The sequence below is a fragment of the Streptococcus thoraltensis DSM 12221 genome (assembly GCF_000380145.1).
GTDB classification, from domain to species: domain Bacteria; phylum Bacillota; class Bacilli; order Lactobacillales; family Streptococcaceae; genus Streptococcus; species Streptococcus thoraltensis.
The window spans coordinates 107,867-123,256 of sequence record NZ_KB904631.1; the positions used below are offsets into that span (position 1 = coordinate 107,867).

Sequence of the window (15,390 nt, forward strand, 5' to 3'; positions counted from 1 at the left end):
CCTTTTTATCAATAGGAAAAGGGAGTGGATTGAGCCCAGTAATGCTGAGCATATCTCCACTTCCCATTTTTTTGCGTTAGATTTGATTCTGTTCAAAGAATCATTTGATAACCATCATACTCTCTCATAAGTTTGATCATTTAGTGAGACGAAACTTCCCTATTAGAATTTTTTATCTTTTAAATTGTAGCATATCAAGCCATATGATGCTTGTTTGACAACCGCTTATTTTTTAACCACTTTATCGTAAGATAGGCTAAAAATACTCCTAAAGCATTTGTCCACAAATCATCCACTTCAAATACACGATTGAAATCAAATAATAAGTCTAGGACAAGCTGGGTTGTTTCAATAAAGACACTCACACAAAAGCCTAATAGCAGGGCTTTTCGTGGTGTTGACCATTTATCCCAAAGCAGATGAATACAAATCCCCAAGGGATAGAGTAAAAAAACATTGGCAATATTTTGCCCAACAACCCAAGACTTTTCCCAAAAAGTATCCAATTCATTGAAATTCACAAAAGAATTGAAAGGGACAAGGAGCAATCGCAAACGACCAAAATAAATGATATTGGGTGTTGTAATGCCAGCTATTGATGATTGAGGTACAAAGCACATGATGCCAATCAAGCATGCGTAAAGTAATAATGCAACGTAAATAGGCTTCCGATAGTTTTCGTTTAATTGAGCTTGTTCGTTTAAAAAATGTCCTAGCATTGTCCTATCAGCCTAACTTTTCTTGCGGATGGTAAAATGCTGATTTTGCCCACCTGATTTACCTGAGGTCTTAACTGAATTGTCTTTCTTTTGTTTTTGCTGTTGACCTTGTGTTTTTGGTCGGCGTTTTCGACTTGAAAAATGCTCATTATCTTTTGAAAGCGTGGACTGTTTGGGCTTGTTTTTATGTGATTTTGCTTTTCTAGGTTTCTCTATCTCTTTTGAAGATGCAATATCAGTCGCTATCGCTCTAGTAGATTTGCGTTTGCGGCTACGTTTGCGCTTGGGAAGTTTTTCCTCCTCAAAGGCAATTTCCACAGGCTGTTCATTCTCTAAAATGAAGTAGGCACACCCAAAAGCACAGTATTCTTTCAAATAATCATCAATTCTAGACAGTCGACTTGATTTTCGGATATTATGATTATCAATAAAAAAACCTTTAATCCGTAACTGATCGCTCGCCCAGTCACCAACAAGGTAATCATATTTCAAAAGGAGCTCTGAAAAACGCTGTCCAAACGTTTCTGGGTTAAAGGCATTCTTCTCATTCTGAAGCAGTTTAAAGTTGATAGCCCCATCTTCACTCTTAACCACGTCACCAAAATGAAGAAAAGTAGGACCCGGGAATTTATTATAATTAAGTTGCTCTGGTAAAACTTCTTTTCGCAAGGCAAATCCTTTCTTGTTATCAGCTAAGTTCATTCTTTTAAAACATTTTTAGCCATTTTCCTGTTTAAATAATCTTTATTATACACTATTTAACCGTTTTTGTATCTCTTGACACACAATCAAAAAAACAGGCATCAGCCTGCTTTTTCTTAATCGTTATCCTGATCTGAGTATTTATGAACAAGGTAGTATTCGCCGTCTTTTTCTACAAAATCAAGGGCAACATAGGACAACTTAGAATCATCCGAGTCATAATCACTATAGGTGACATCTAACATTTTTGAAAAACCATTTCCATAGTTAGATAGGTGAATAAAAGCATCTTTTGGATCTCCATATTTCTTCTGAATATCAGTCCACTTACTTCCACCATCACCTGTTTCACTATCGCCTTCTGCTAGCTCGTCATACTCTGCTTTAGTCCAATTTGATTTGTAGTTGTTATTAACTTTAACGCTTTCACTGATACCATAAGCACTACCACTAGATAAAATAAAGCGACCATCGTATTGTTTTTCAAAACGAAGACGTGCTTCCTTACGGTTTGTACCTGTTCCTGATTCGTAAGTCAAAGTCAAATCATTGCCTGAAACCTCAGCATCATTTGCCTTACCATGTTCTTTGATAATTTCTTTTAGGCTAGTCCCTTCTTTACTATCATAACCTGCAAATTTTAAGGCAGTGAAATTCTTTTCCGTCCAATCAAATTTTGCATTCTTATCAATATAGTCATTAACGTCTGTACTATCTGCTTTGTCATCATCAGCTGCATCTTTTGAATCCTTGCCATCTGACTTATCATCATTATCCGAATCATCTGCTGCATCTTTATCAGTTTTTTGACTGGTTTTTCGTTCATCAACAGTAGCTTGATTTTCTTGTGAATTATGGAAAACCAAAGCACCCAGTGAAGAAAGAAGAACCATTCCAGCTACCGCCGTTGCAACAATAGATAAGAGCTTTCCTTGTTTCTTAAGATTTAAGAAAAGAACAACTCCAGCAAAAATGAGATTTAAGACAGAAAGCACCAAGAAAGTCACTGCAAATGGTGTTAACCAAGCTGCCAATAAGAAAATCAATGATAAAACTAATGAAACAATCGCTAAAACCATGCCAATATCAACGGATGATTTAGTAGTTCCAGTTGCAGGTTGGCTTGCACTTGGAATCTGCGAATTAACACCGCCCATTGGTTGCTTAGAAGGAGTCACTGCCTCTGTATTCTTACCTGGAGTCGCTTTTGCTGAATCCGCCTGATTCTGATGAAAACCAGCAATACTCATTATTTGCGATGGGTCAAATCCCCCCTCCTTAGCTGCCATAAACTCATCTGCTGTTGGTTTGCGCCCCACAACAGTTTCAAATAATCCTACCCATTCTTCTTTTGTAGCCATAAGTATCTCCTTTCTCTTTCCCATACATTTTATCATAATTAAAATCGTTTCCATAGATTTTTCATCAAATTTAACCGCAATTATGGTATAATTTCACTAATTCATCCGTTAAATAGAGGTTACTATGAAAAAATTATTTCTAATCAGTTTAATTGGTCTTGCTTTTTTAACAGGTTGCGACAAGGTGGAGCGAACCCTCAAGGGCGATGATTATGTCAATCAAAAAGAGGCACTGAAACAAGCCAAAGAAACCAACGAAAAATATCAAAAAGAAATCCAAAGAGCGTTGAAATCAGGAAAAGATGCCTTTCCTCAACTATCTAACAAGGTGGCAAAAGATGAGAGTCAAGTCATCCTATCAACAAGCATGGGAGATATTAACATCAAACTTTTCCCTAAATACGCTCCACTAGCTGTGGAAAACTTTATGACCCATGCTAAAGAAGGTTACTATCATGGTCTAACTTTCCACAGAGTTATCAAAGATTTTATGATCCAAACAGGTGACCCAAATGGTGATGGTAGTGGAGGCCAGTCAATTTGGAATGGCAAAGATGCTAAAATTGACTCAGGCACTGGTTTCAAAAATGAAATCACACCATACCTCTACAATCTTAGAGGGGCTCTTTCTATGGCCAATGCTGGAGCAGATACCAATGGTAGTCAATTTTTCATCAATCAAAATCCCAACAACCAAGCCAATCAAATCAAAGAAGGAGACTATCCTGCTCCAATCATCGAGGCCTACAAAGATGGTGGTAATTTGAATTTAGATGGTGGCTATACCGTCTTTGGTCAAGTGATTTCTGGTATGGATGTTGTGGATAAAATCGCTGCCGTCGAAACTGGCGATGGCGACAAGCCAAAAGAAGACGTCACGATTAAAAAAATTACGATTAAACAAGAAGCCAAAACCAACTAATACTCAGTAAAAATCAAACTGTGACTAGCCTGCTACCCACAGATATAAGGTGAGGTTATCAAGGATAGGTCAAAGATAACTTTTTGAATTGTGCACTTATCATCAAAAACACAGGTAGAACATGGTGTTAGGACCATGTTCTACCTGTGTTTTTTTAGATTGATTTTCTCTTTGAAATGAGAACCACGATGTTTTTAACTAACAAAAGGGCTAGAAAACTAGTCAAAGCAACCACTGCCGACATGCCAGAAACTGTCACATCAAACAGCATGCCCAAGTAATATCCCAAACTAGCCAGTAGAATGGATGAAATGAGACTAAGTGCTGTAAAATTCAGAAAAGTCTGTGCCCATAAGCTGGCTATCATGGCAGGAGCGACTAAGAAACTAATGACTGTAATAGAACCTAAACTATCAAAAGCAGCCACAATCGTCAGAGAAACCAAAAACATGAGAGAAATTTTCAGTAACCTAATTTTTACTCCCACTAGTTTAGCCTGTGTTTTATCAAATAAATAAAGAGATAGGCGTCGAAAAAATAAGGCATAAAAGAGCATAAGAGAAAGACAAAGTATGATCCCTCTAAGTAAGGCAAACGGCAAATCCACTCCTAGAAATTGACTTCTAACAAAAGGAGCAAACAGAACTTCTCCCATCAAGACCATATCTAAATCCAGATGCACATTTCTAGCAAATAATGAAATCAGCAAGACTCCCAATGCAAAAAAGAACGTGAAAACTAAACCTGTCGCTGCATCTTGTGCAATTTTTTGACTGTGAATGGCTTCAATCACAACAATCGTCAGAACCCCAAAGACACTTGCCCCTATTAAGAGCAAGGGTGAATTTAGATCTTGTGTCAGAAAAAAGCCCAACACAATTCCCAAAAGGACTGAATGCGACAAGGCATCTGCAACCATACTTTGATTGCTAATAACTAAAATATTGCCAATCAAACTGCAAGACATAGCAATGACAATCATTATTAATAGCACTTCAGACACGTCGATTCTCCTTTCGAATATAAGTAGACCAGAAAAAAGCAAGTCCTAAACAGCACGTCATGCAAACAATGATGGCAGGTCCCGTAGACATACCACGGATACTAGAACTCATTAAACTCCCCAGAAAAGCTGAAGCAATTGCCATCAGACTTCCTAAAACTAAGCTTTGTTTATAGGTCTTTCCTAAGAGTAAACCAAAGACACTCGGTGCAATTAAGAAACTACTCATTAATATGGCACCTACCACCTTCAAACCAACGGCAATTAAGGCTGTCATCAAAATAACTTGACCTCCTTTTATCAAGCTTAGCGGTAGACCACTAACTTGGGCAAAGCCTTCATCGAAGAGATAAAGGGTTAAACGCTGGAAAAAACAAAAGAAAAGTCCTAATGATAAAAGAGAAACGCCTAAAATCAAATAAATATCTGATTTCTGAATAAAGGCAGCCTGACCAAATAAATAAGTCTGCAGTCCAGCCTGAGAAGCGTTTTGGTAATGAGGATTGCCTTGAAGAAGGTTCTTAAGTACCATCCCTAAGCCAAAAAACGAGGCTGATACTAAGGATAGAGCATTGACAAAGCTCTGCTTACTATAAGTGTTAATGATGTAAATCAACCCATAAGAGACTAGGCCTGTCACCATCGCTCCCAGCATCAGAAGTAACGGATTGCGCGATTCAAAAACCATAAAGGCTAAGATAACCCCCGGATAGGAAGCGTGACCAATAGCATCGCCAATAAGACTTTGGCGTTTCAAGACACTAAGCGAACCTAGCAAACTGGAGGCGAGTGCAAAAACCGATGTTCCAAAGGCTACAGTTAAAAAAGAATAGTCCATCAAAACAGATAGCATCTCAAACCTCCTTACTTGATTTCAAAAATGGTGACTCTGATATGGCTTGATAGGTCGCTTGATAATTTTCTTGCGTCAAGACTCGCTCTATGTCTCCTTGATCAATCGTTCTTCTGTTTAGCCAAACAAGGTAATCAAAATAATTCCTCACGCTTTGCAGATCATGGTGAATAACGACTGAAGTTTTCTTCTCTTTTTGAAAATCACAAAGAATGTCCATAATCTTCTGTTCTGTCTTGATGTCTACACCTGCCAGCGGCTCATCCATCAGATATAATTCTGCTTCTTGAGCCAAGGCTCTAGCTAAGAATACCCGTTGTCTCTGTCCGCCAGATAGTTGGTCAATCTGACGTTTTTGTAAATCTAACAAATCCAATTTTTCTAGAGCAAGTAAGGTTGCTTCCTTGTCTTTTTTCCCAGGTTTCTTAAACCAGTTTCCAATCAAGGAGTATCGCCCCATCAAAACAATATCAAAAACCCTTGCTGGAAATTGCCAATTCACTTGACTCGCTTGGGGAATATAAGCAACTTTTTGGGCTAACCACTGAGTAGAAGGCTGGTCATTGCCAAGTAGGGAAATGTGACCAGATTGTGCCTTCTCCAACTGAAGAATACTCTTAAATAAAGTTGACTTCCCAGCCCCATTTGGACCAACAATAGCCGTACGACTCCCCTTAGGAATCTCCAAGTCTAGGTGAGAGAGGGCTTGATTTGATTGATAAGATACAGATAAATCCTTAATCTGAATAGCTGTTTCCATACATAATAGTTAAGCACTCTTTTCAGAGTGCCCTTCCTTTCTAATGAGTTGTCGAGACGAGATGATTGTACAACTTGTTTTTTCGACGATGAGTCCAAACGGCATGACTACTTGAGAAGAAGTTGATTTTTCTCTCAATCGCTTTTATTTTAATGATTCCACGATAAGGTTGGTGTTGTGTTTGTACATGTCGATATAAGTATCTCCATCTTGCCCATCAGGTGCAAGAGAATCTGAGAAAAGTTCTTTACCGTGCCCAGTCACAACGGCAACTTTACCACCCTTAGCAGCAACAGCTTCCTGTAATTTTTTCATGCGTTCAGGGTTTGTTGTTGACTCAGTAAAGATTGCTTTGATGTGGTGTTCATTAATCAAGTTAACAGTTTCCATCATGTCACTGTTTGCCACTTCAGAATCGGTGCTGACACCCTGTGGCGCATATAGGGTGAAGTCATAACGACGAGCAAAATAATTAAAGGCATCGTGTGGCGTTACCAAGTAACGACTTTCTTTTGGAATGACGGACAAGGCTTCCTTATTCCATTGGTCCAACTCGTCTAAGTCTGAGAGGTATTCTTTTGTGTTTTTAGCAATCTCTTTTTTATGCTCGGGTACCAGTGACTTAAGCTCTTTAGAGGCTTCCTTGACTGCCTTTTTATACAAGTCAATATCAAACCAAAAGTGAGGGTCTACTACTTTTTCACCATCTTCATCCATGGTTCCAATATCTTCTTTTGAAAATCCTTTAGTAACAGCACTACCTTTAGATTCTAAGGCATCCACCATTTTTCCTTCGAAGTGTAAACCATGATACAAGACCAAATCAGCTTTTTGTAGTTTCTTCAAATCACTTGATTTGGCAACATAAAGGTGTGGGTCTTCACCAGCAGGAATAATCAATTCACGTTTGACATAGTCACCTGCTAACTGTTTTACCATATCATTTAGAAAAGAGGTTGTAACTGTAACAACTGGTTGCTTATGCTTAGAACCTGACGCTTGACTACTCTCTTTTGAGCTACAAGCTGTCAAACCGACAAAAACCAAACCTAACAGCAATAGGCTTTTTAGTATTTTTTTCATCAAAAAACTCCTTAAATATGTTTATTAAATAAATTAGGTATACTTAATTTTATAAATAGCTTACCCTTTTATCTTCATTTTGTCAACAATTTTCCGAAAATTTTGCTATACTTAATTCAACATATGAATTAAGAAAGTAGTAATATGACTCCAAATAAAGAAGATTACCTCAAACGCATTTATGAATTAGGTGAACACAATGCTAAGATTACCAACAAAGAAATTGCAGCACAAATGAACGTTTCGCCACCAGCTGCTTCTGAAATGGTCAAAAAAATGATCCAAGAAAACTGGATCACAAAAGACAAAAAAAAAGGTTATCTTGTTACTGAAAAAGGGATGCGCCTAGTCTCCAAACTTTATCGCAAACACCGCTTGATTGAGCTATTTTTAATTAAGAACCTCAGTTACAGCTTTAAGGAAGTACACGAAGAAGCCGAAATTTTAGAACACAGCGTTTCTGATAAATTTATCGATCGTTTAGAAAAAATCCTTGATTTCCCTGAGACCTGCCCTCATGGAGGTAGTATCCCCCGAAAAGATGAAAGTCTCAATGAAGTCTATACTAACCGATTAGCTGACGTCACTGAATTAGGCACCTATAGTCTCAGAAGACATCATGACCAACTTGAACTTCTAAATTACCTTGAAGAAAATCAACTCTCACTATCCGACAGATTTGAACTTGAAAAAATAGATACCTTTACGCAAACCATGACTATTCGTATGGACCAAAAAAGACTTATTCTCCCATCAATAGTCACTGAACAATTATTTGTTGAAAAATGTTAAAAATCCTATTTCAAATGAAATAAAATGTCAGGTTGAAGAAAAAGTCCATTTTAGACAGATTCTTCAACCTGTTTAGGTTTCTTTAGGATACCATACCAGCTACAAACCCAAATGAATTTAAAGAGGTTTCAGAAGAATTACTGTAGTCATGATTTTTATTTTTAAAAGTATCAGGTAAATAATCAAGCTCTTGTCTATGTTTCTCTTCTGTTATTTTGTACATCAGTCTCATTCCTCTCTAGTATAGATAAAACATCTTCCATAAAAGAGTCTACAGATAAAATATTGTAAGTAAATGCTAAATATTTAACCTCTTTTTCAACTTCTAGATAGTCAATATATATACCTTTAGTTTCCATAATTCACATATTAATCCAGTCAATAAGGGCTTTTACACCAACTACCAAAACAAAAATATTTGCTATAACGAATCCTATATATAATATTAACATAAATAACTCTAACATTATAAACCTCCTATGCTTCCACTACTGGAAAATGAATATCACCAATTACCAAAGAACCTACACTGTAGTAGAATCTACCGTTACCATTATCTGCTTCGCATTCCGCTAAGGCTATTTGATTTTGATTATGGAAAATGGTAACTATGTTTGTACTAGAATAAGTTAAAGAGGATGGACTTAATCCAACCTCTTTTCGTTACAATTTTTCAAGAAATGCTACTAATATCTCAGCTGATTTCTTTCCTGCCTCAATAATAAACTCATCAAAGGTGATATTGGCATCGTGTGCTGCTGTATCGCTCATCGAACGAACAACGATAAAGGGTTTGCCACAAGCTGTTGCTGCTTGAGCAATGGCTGCGCCCTCCATCTCAACAGCTAAGACTTGAGGAAAGTAACCTTTAATAGCATCAATCTTGTCTTGACCAGCAATAAAGCTATCACCAGTAGCAATCAAACCAACTTGAGCATTGACATCAGCTTTCTTTAAGACATCTTGGAAAACCGACACAAATTGACCATCAGATTCAAAATAGAGGGGCTGCATGGACATCTGCCCGTAATCATAGCCAAAAGCTGTCAAATCAACATCATGGTAAATTAACTTGTCAGCTACAACCACATCACCAATAGCTAAACCTTTCGCTACTGCGCCAGCTGAACCGGTATTAATGACAGCATCTACTTGAAAGTGATCCGCCAAGATAGCCACTGACATGGCAGACATGACTTTTCCAACACCTGATTGAACCAAGACCAGGTCGTGATTTCCCAGATGTCCGGTGTAATAGGTATTTCCGAGAACCCGTTCCTCAGTTTTATCCATAAGTTTTTCCACTAGAAGACGCAGTTCCTGCTCCATAGCGGCAATAATTCCAATTTTCATAAATACTTTCTATAAATAAAAGATAGCTGCCAGTAAAATGGCAATGAGCAGAATGACAATCAAAAGAATACGATTGATTTTAGCTTGAAAAGCATTTCTTCTGGCATTTTCAATTCGACGGCTCTTGATGATAGGCTTATCCTTCTTAGATGAAAAGAATCCTCTTTTGGCGGAAGCATCAAAGGTCTCCTCTGTCGAAATTACCTTTGTTTTTTGCCCATCAAAGTCATCATCGTAGAAATCGTCAAAATTTTCACCACGATTGGCACGGTCAATGATTTCATCTGTTAATAATGGTTTTCCCATAACTGATTATTTCCCCATATGAAGTGCGTAATATTGCAAGGCGATGATGGTTTTCGCATCTTGGATTTGACCAGAAGCTACCATCGCCATGCACTCATCGTAACTTAATTCTAAAATCTCAAGGACTTCATCATCATCTTGAGGAAGTGGATTTGGCACCTTTACCAAATGATTTGCCAAGTAGAGTTTGATTTTTTCGTTACAAAAGCCAATCGCTGTGTAAAATTCGTACAAGAAAGTCAAGTCACCGACATAACCAGTCTCTTCTTCCAACTCACGCGCTGCAGCTTCTTTTTCAGACCCCGCTTCTCCAACTTCTAACTTTCCAGCTGGAATCTCGTAAGAAATGGTTTCAATAGCCTTGCGATACTGTTTGACTAAGATGATCTTGTCTTCTGGGGTAACAGCAAGTGTTGCTACGGCACCCTTGTGAAAGACCAGTTCTCGCTTAGATTGACCTAAGTTGTTGGGCAATTCCACGTCATCAACCGCTACGGTAAAGATGTGTCCCTCGAAAATTATTTCACGTTTTAGCGTTTTTTCTTCAAAATCCATAATAAATCCTCAAAACTACTTTCTATAATCAAATGAATTAACTTTCAGAACAAGGAACTAAGACGCGGACAGTACTTGAGTACGGCAAGTCGAAAATGACCATGTAGCAAAGTTAATTCAAAAGACTATAACTTATTTTTTAGTTGGATGATGTGGTAATTTAAGAGCGTAAAACTCTTTGTTTTCTTGACGGCTACGTCCAATAGCCACACTATCTTTAGGAACATCCTTAGTAATGGTTGAACCTGCAGCAGTTAGGGCATTGTCGCCCACTTCAAGCGGTGCAATCAATGTTGACTGGCTGCCAACAAAGGCATTGTCACCGATGACTGTTTTGTATTTGTTTTGACCGTCGTAATTAACGGTAATGGTACCAGCACCAATATTAACGTCTTTACCAATCTCCGCATTACCAATGTAAGTCAAATGACCAGATTTGGTATTTTCACCAAGTTTTGACCCTTTGACTTCTACAAAATTTCCAACGTGAACATTGTTAGCCAACTCAGAACCTGGACGAATATGTGCATAAGGACCAACCGTCACACCGTCAGCTAAAACACTTTCCTCAATCATCGAATTAGTAATAATAGCATTTGCCCCAATTTCTGAATCAACGACATAAGTACCATTGGTTAGGACTGTTTCACGACCAATTTTAGTGTGACCTTTAAGCGTAACATTAGCTTCCACAACAACTTCTTCAGCAATCTCAACATCAATATCAATATAAGTGGTATCAGGATTTTGGAAAGAAACCCCATTAACCATGTGCATGTGGTTGATGCGACGGCGCATCACACCTTCAGCTGTCGCAAGAGCAACGCGATCATTAACACCCAGACTTTCATCAAAATCACGAAGTTTGTAGGCACCAACTTTTTCACCTGCTTCTTTAAAAATACCGATAACATCTGTTAGGTAGTATTCACCTTGGGCATTGTTCGTATTGATATTTTTAAGGGCTTCAAAAAGACGTTTGTTATCAAAGAGGTAGGTTCCTGTGTTGATTTCGGTAATGGCTTGTTCATAATCATTCGCATCTTTTTGCTCAACAATCTTGGTCACTTCTTGGTCCTTGTTACGGACAATGCGACCGTAACCAAATGGATTGTCAGCTTCTGCCGTTAGGATAGTTGCCACATTTTTATGACTGATATGATACTCAATCAAACTTTGAAGACTGTCACCTGTAATCAAGGGAGTATCACCGGCGATAACCAAAGTTTGCCCCTCAAGATCCGCCAACTCTTCTTCAGCCATCATAACTGCATGGCCTGTTCCGAATTGCTCGGTTTGCATGGCAAATTGCGATTGTTCACCAAGCACTTCCTTGACCAATTCTGCTTTGTGTCCAATGACGGTCACATTTTTTTCAGGTTTTATGGCTGAAACAGCACGAAAAACATGTTCTAGCATGGTAATACCTGCTACCTTGTGCATGACCTTTGGAAGGTCAGACTTCATACGAGTTCCCTTACCCGCAGCCAGAATTATCGCATAATTTGTCATTTTGTTTTTTCTCATCAGACCTATAGTCTGATAGCCTTTCATACATCTTTAAACGATAGTTATTATAGCATAATTAAAGGATATAAAAAAGCCAAGCTACTAAGCTTGACGAATTAAACGATTATTGGCACTAAGAGGGCATGCTCTCTACTGCGGCTTCTAGCACTTTCATCACGGATAGGCTATGATCCAAGGCTTTTTTCACCTGATCCACCTTTCCATTTGCTAGCATGTCTTCAAAAGCGACAAATTCTGCATGCATACGGTGGCGATCGCTATTGTAGTTCATCACTTCTGGCTCTTGACCATTTAGGGTAAGACTAATCTCTGGCATGGTGTTTGTAGCACCAAGCACCGCCATAGAAGCTTGGTTTCCTTGAATAGTTGATTTAATGTCAGCACTGCAATCTTTAGCACCGATACAAACTGCCTTGAATGTGCCATAATCAAGCACCAAAATCCCTGATGTATCAACACCTCTCTCCATGTTTGGCAGATACTCAACACGCTCAGGACGTCCAAAAAGTCCGACAACAAAGTGAATGTTGTAGATATTGAGATCGCGTAGAGCGCCACCACCTTTTGCTGGATCAAAAGCAGGAGCGATTTCACCACGTTTAAAGACGTCATAGCGCGACGAGTATTGAGAGTAATTACAATTCACAATCTTGATTTCGCCTAGCCGTTCCAGCTCTTTTTTGATATAGGTAAAATTCTCTAAATATTGATTAGTAATGGCTTCCAGTAAGAAAAGTCCCTTCTCTTCTGCTAGAGCAATCAGGTCTTCTAATTCTGCCAAACGCAAGGTAAATGGCTTTTCACAGATAACATGTTTACCCGCTTCCAGTGCTTTTTTGGCATAGTCATAATGCAAATGGTTGGGAAGTCCAACGTAAACTGTATCGACCTCTGGATTTTTTAATACCTCATCATAATCGCTACTTGCTTGAGAAATGTTATAAGTTTTTGCTAAATCACACGCTGTCTCAATAGATCTCGGTGTCGACACAATGGCTTTTAAGGCAATTCCTTCAATCTCTGTTAAGACTGGCAAAACCTCCTTGACAATCATACCAGTGCCCAATAATGCTAATTTCATAAAACGACTTCACCCTTTCTGTAATCCTTTTCTTCTCACCATTTTATCAATAAATAGCTCATAAATCTACCCGACGTGTACTGACTGAAGACAACTTTTTTTAAACTAGATTTATCCGAAAAAAGAAGGTTATCAAAGCACATGAGACAGGCTAGCAGAAGTGCAAGAACGACCCGCAAATCTGCGTAGCTTGTTCCTATCTAACGCTCAATCAAAATCAACATTACACTAGCCAAACCCGACATAGATAGGGCTGAAGGTCATCAAATCAAGTCAGCAAGATTTTTGAAGAGTGCAAAGCTAGCTGTATGGAGAGAGAAAAACTCTTCAAAAGTTTGTCACAAAGTCCGTTGGGAAGTATTGTTTGAAGCTTTGCAAGGCTATTAGAGAGCAGAGGAGAAGAAAGGATTTCTAGCAACAGCGAAAAAACAGCTCCTTGGAACCAATAAAAATATTACAGTCCTTTAAATCAACTTTGATACATGGTCACTTTCGATTTGCCCTACTCAAATACTCATACTCAATGAAAATCAAAAGCAGACTAGGCGACACAGATAGCAGATAGAACTGACGCTCATCAAGTCAACAAGGTATGCTTTTGATTTTCGAAGAGTGTCGAATATTATCTGCGTCTCAGTTTCTTGTTCTGAAAGTTAATTCATTTGACTATAATTTGCGCTAGAGCAGAGAAATCGGCAAGTCAAACATAGAAGATGAGGTGGGATTGCCTTTGATAGAGCTTAAACTCAAAAAAACGAGTTAAAATAATGATGGAAAAGACCTTGTGCTTTTTAGAACAAGGAGGTAAACTATCAGATTTGTTCCCTTTAGAGACCATTTTTTCAAAAGAGATGATCACTCCCCCTCAAACGGATGGCTTGGACAAGGGCTATAAGTCCATATCACCAGCCAGCACCGAAAGTCACATAACGAAAAAAGACAAACCTCACTTGAAGTTTGTCTCAGACTGAAGAAAAAAGTTCATTTTATCAAGTCCCAATCTTTTTTCTTTGTATATAAAAACACATTGAAATAACAGTACTTATAAAAGTTTAATGTTTAGCCATCTCCCTGCAAGATTTCCCAAATTATCACATTTTCAGAAGTTTGCCTTCGGTCTCCCCCTATCAAGTTCTTTGTTATTTTTTAGGGTAAACCACTTTGAATTCCTCTAGAACGATTTTGGAGTTTTCATTAAATTCTTGATTCACTTCAGCTAACCACTCCCTAAACAAGGCTTCATGAACTTGTCGCCAATAGGCTAAACTCCTATCACCTTCACCTTCTTTGAAAGCATGCTCTTTAGAGACATCTTTAAAAGGGAGAACTGAAACTTTAGTAACCTCGATGACACAAACCGCCTCATCCTGACTATTTAGGATAACATCATAAGTTCCAGCTTTTGGCAGTGGCTCATCGTCAACTTCATATAGATCAAAAGCCGATGCTGTCGCTGTTTTTGTTCCTTCCAAAACTAAGTTTGCAAGTAAATCCGGTTCAGCACCAAAAGCCCAAGCATCCATTTCCTCACCAATATTGGGATTTATTTGTTGATATTTTTGCCACATTTCCAATGCTTTCATCTTGATCTCCTTTTCACATATTAATAAATTTTTAGCAAAATGGCTCTATAATTTCTGTAGTGGGTAAATTCCCCTCGGAGATTATGGAGTCTTTTTGAATGTAGAAAAAAGTCTCATATGACTTATAATGAAAAGCGACAAAACTATCATTAGAAAGACTCATATGGAACAGCTAGATTATATCAAAGATTCGCTCAACATTAAAGACCCTAACATCACTTTTGAAAAGACATTTGANAAGTTCTTCACTCACAGAGAGTATCATGCCAAGTTAGATTATGATGCCCCGCAATGCCCTGCTTGTCAAGGAAAAATGACAAAGTACGACCCTTTCCAAGAAAAGCAAGAGAAACACTTCTTTGATCTCATTTCTGATACCATCAAACGGGTCCATCCCATCTTCAAGACCGTCTTTTCAACCTTTCTAAAAGACAAAGAGAAGATTATCAATGCTCTGAAACTACCTTATTCCAACGTCAAACTAGAGGCGACCGACAACCTTATTAAAGTCATTAAGCGAAATGCTTTTGGATTTAGGAACTTTGAAAACTTCAAAAAACGGATTTACCTTGCTTTGAACACAACAAAAGAGAGAACCAATCTNAGAGCCCACTGAAAAAGTCAAAGTTCTACAGTTTGACTGAAATGAAAAAAGAGGAATCTATCTCATAATTGGGGAGATTCCTCTTTGCTTTTCCTTATTTTTGATTTATTAGAGCCACAATCCTTTTCATATTAACCACAAATATGGTTGTGGCGGCTTGCAACTCCATGTTGAAAAGACCTG

At 38.2% G+C, this 15,390-nt stretch carries 16 protein-coding genes and 2 pseudogenes; 3 read left to right on the plus strand and 15 right to left on the minus strand.

Features of this window, described 5'->3' with window-relative positions; all coding sequences use genetic code 11:
* Positions 1–194: 194 nt before the first annotated feature.
* From A3IA_RS0110625 to A3IA_RS0110635, 3 genes are all read right to left on the minus strand, one after another.
* Positions 195–719 (minus strand): VanZ family protein, encoded by a 525-nt coding sequence (locus A3IA_RS0110625; protein ID WP_018381309.1) that lies wholly within the window; start codon positions 717–719, stop codon positions 195–197.
* Positions 720–731: 12 nt separating this feature from the next.
* Positions 732–1,388, minus strand: a complete 657-nt coding sequence (locus tag A3IA_RS0110630; RefSeq protein WP_039828195.1) for a YutD family protein — start codon at positions 1,386–1,388, stop codon at positions 732–734.
* A 149-nt stretch (positions 1,389–1,537) separates the two neighbouring features.
* On the minus strand, positions 1,538–2,782 hold the full coding sequence (locus A3IA_RS0110635) for a CD20-like domain-containing protein (protein WP_018381311.1): 1,245 nt from the start codon (positions 2,780–2,782) through the stop codon (positions 1,538–1,540).
* Positions 2,783–2,906: 124 nt separating this feature from the next.
* On the opposite strand from A3IA_RS0110635, the gene A3IA_RS0110640 reads away from it, so the two are divergent.
* A complete protein-coding gene (locus A3IA_RS0110640; protein WP_018381312.1) occupies positions 2,907–3,704 on the plus strand; it encodes a peptidylprolyl isomerase in 798 nt (265 codons plus the stop codon).
* 154 nt (positions 3,705–3,858) lie between these two features.
* On the opposite strand, the gene A3IA_RS0110645 is transcribed toward A3IA_RS0110640, so the two are convergent.
* The 4 genes from A3IA_RS0110645 to A3IA_RS0110660 form a co-directional block, all read right to left on the minus strand.
* The gene (locus tag A3IA_RS0110645) at positions 3,859–4,707 is read right to left on the minus strand and encodes a metal ABC transporter permease (RefSeq protein WP_039828182.1); all 849 of its coding nucleotides are present in this window, start codon (positions 4,705–4,707) and stop codon (positions 3,859–3,861) included.
* A complete protein-coding gene (locus tag A3IA_RS0110650; protein ID WP_018381314.1) occupies positions 4,700–5,560 on the minus strand; it encodes a metal ABC transporter permease in 861 nt (286 codons plus the stop codon). Before A3IA_RS0110650 ends, A3IA_RS0110645 begins: the two co-directional genes overlap by 8 nt.
* Before the next feature lies 1 nt (position 5,561).
* On the minus strand, positions 5,562–6,320 hold the full coding sequence (locus A3IA_RS0110655) for a metal ABC transporter ATP-binding protein (RefSeq protein WP_018381315.1): 759 nt from the start codon (positions 6,318–6,320) through the stop codon (positions 5,562–5,564).
* Positions 6,321–6,464: 144 nt separating this feature from the next.
* Positions 6,465–7,403 (minus strand): metal ABC transporter solute-binding protein, Zn/Mn family, encoded by a 939-nt coding sequence (locus A3IA_RS0110660; RefSeq protein WP_018381316.1) that lies wholly within the window; start codon positions 7,401–7,403, stop codon positions 6,465–6,467.
* 144 nt (positions 7,404–7,547) lie between these two features.
* Here A3IA_RS0110660 and A3IA_RS0110665 point away from each other — a divergent pair, with 144 nt between their 5' ends.
* The gene (locus A3IA_RS0110665) at positions 7,548–8,195 is read left to right on the plus strand and encodes a metal-dependent transcriptional regulator (protein ID WP_018381317.1); all 648 of its coding nucleotides are present in this window, start codon (positions 7,548–7,550) and stop codon (positions 8,193–8,195) included.
* Positions 8,196–8,277: 82 nt separating this feature from the next.
* Here the strand turns inward: A3IA_RS0110665 and A3IA_RS13145 are convergent, their stop codons facing one another.
* The 8 genes and pseudogenes from A3IA_RS13145 to A3IA_RS0110710 all read right to left on the minus strand — a co-directional run bounded on the left by A3IA_RS13145 (position 8,278) and on the right by A3IA_RS0110710 (position 14,603).
* Positions 8,278–8,418, minus strand: a complete 141-nt coding sequence (locus A3IA_RS13145) for a hypothetical protein (protein ID WP_018381318.1) — start codon at positions 8,416–8,418, stop codon at positions 8,278–8,280.
* 254 nt (positions 8,419–8,672) lie between these two features.
* Positions 8,673–8,810, minus strand: a pseudogene (locus A3IA_RS13725) (DUF7448 domain-containing protein); the annotation flags it as partial.
* A 48-nt stretch (positions 8,811–8,858) separates the two neighbouring features.
* Entirely contained in the window at positions 8,859–9,548 is a 690-nt protein-coding gene (locus A3IA_RS0110680; protein ID WP_018381320.1) for a 5'-methylthioadenosine/adenosylhomocysteine nucleosidase, read from the minus strand.
* Positions 9,549–9,557: 9 nt separating this feature from the next.
* Positions 9,558–9,854, minus strand: a complete 297-nt coding sequence (gene macP, locus A3IA_RS0110685; protein WP_018381321.1) for a cell wall synthase accessory phosphoprotein MacP — start codon at positions 9,852–9,854, stop codon at positions 9,558–9,560.
* Positions 9,855–9,860: 6 nt separating this feature from the next.
* Complete coding sequence (locus tag A3IA_RS0110690; protein WP_018381322.1) at positions 9,861–10,409, minus strand: NUDIX domain-containing protein; 549 nt, start codon at positions 10,407–10,409, stop codon at positions 9,861–9,863.
* Between the two features lie 132 nt (positions 10,410–10,541).
* Positions 10,542–11,921: a bifunctional UDP-N-acetylglucosamine diphosphorylase/glucosamine-1-phosphate N-acetyltransferase GlmU gene (gene glmU, locus A3IA_RS0110695; protein WP_018381323.1), complete on the minus strand. Its 1,380-nt coding sequence runs from the start codon at positions 11,919–11,921 to the stop codon at positions 10,542–10,544.
* Between the two features lie 130 nt (positions 11,922–12,051).
* Positions 12,052–13,020 carry a Gfo/Idh/MocA family oxidoreductase gene (locus A3IA_RS0110700; protein WP_018381324.1) on the minus strand — a complete coding sequence of 323 codons (969 nt, stop codon included), beginning with the start codon at positions 13,018–13,020 and terminating at the stop codon, positions 12,052–12,054.
* A 1,139-nt stretch (positions 13,021–14,159) separates the two neighbouring features.
* A complete protein-coding gene (locus tag A3IA_RS0110710) occupies positions 14,160–14,603 on the minus strand; it encodes an ASCH domain-containing protein (protein WP_018381326.1) in 444 nt (147 codons plus the stop codon).
* A gap of 355 nt (positions 14,604–14,958) precedes the next feature.
* Between A3IA_RS0110710 and A3IA_RS12820 the strand changes: the two are divergent.
* Positions 14,959–15,219 (plus strand): annotated as a pseudogene (locus A3IA_RS12820) (transposase); the annotation flags it as partial.
* Between the last annotated feature and the right edge of the window lie 171 nt (positions 15,220–15,390).

Bases quoted from the DNA above. Each gene is read 5' to 3' on its own strand.
- A3IA_RS0110710 (WP_018381326.1), bottom strand. From the start codon at position 14,603: ATGAAAGCATTGGAAATGTGGCAAAAATATCAACAAATAAATCCCAAT.
- A3IA_RS0110680 (WP_018381320.1), bottom strand. From the start codon at position 9,548: ATGAAAATTGGAATTATTGCCGCTATGGAGCAGGAACTGCGTCTTCTA.
- A3IA_RS0110635 (WP_018381311.1), bottom strand. From the start codon at position 2,782: ATGGCTACAAAAGAAGAATGGGTAGGATTATTTGAAACTGTTGTGGGG.
- A3IA_RS0110625 (WP_018381309.1), bottom strand. From the start codon at position 719: ATGCTAGGACATTTTTTAAACGAACAAGCTCAATTAAACGAAAACTAT.
- A3IA_RS0110660 (WP_018381316.1), bottom strand. From the start codon at position 7,403: ATGAAAAAAATACTAAAAAGCCTATTGCTGTTAGGTTTGGTTTTTGTC.
- A3IA_RS0110700 (WP_018381324.1), bottom strand. From the start codon at position 13,020: ATGAAATTAGCATTATTGGGCACTGGTATGATTGTCAAGGAGGTTTTG.
- A3IA_RS0110665 (WP_018381317.1), top strand. From the start codon at position 7,548: ATGACTCCAAATAAAGAAGATTACCTCAAACGCATTTATGAATTAGGT.
- A3IA_RS0110690 (WP_018381322.1), bottom strand. From the start codon at position 10,409: ATGGATTTTGAAGAAAAAACGCTAAAACGTGAAATAATTTTCGAGGGA.
- A3IA_RS0110650 (WP_018381314.1), bottom strand. From the start codon at position 5,560: ATGCTATCTGTTTTGATGGACTATTCTTTTTTAACTGTAGCCTTTGGA.
- glmU (WP_018381323.1), bottom strand. From the start codon at position 11,921: ATGACAAATTATGCGATAATTCTGGCTGCGGGTAAGGGAACTCGTATG.
- A3IA_RS0110655 (WP_018381315.1), bottom strand. From the start codon at position 6,320: ATGGAAACAGCTATTCAGATTAAGGATTTATCTGTATCTTATCAATCA.
- A3IA_RS13145 (WP_018381318.1), bottom strand. From the start codon at position 8,418: ATGTACAAAATAACAGAAGAGAAACATAGACAAGAGCTTGATTATTTA.
- macP (WP_018381321.1), bottom strand. From the start codon at position 9,854: ATGGGAAAACCATTATTAACAGATGAAATCATTGACCGTGCCAATCGT.
- A3IA_RS0110640 (WP_018381312.1), top strand. From the start codon at position 2,907: ATGAAAAAATTATTTCTAATCAGTTTAATTGGTCTTGCTTTTTTAACA.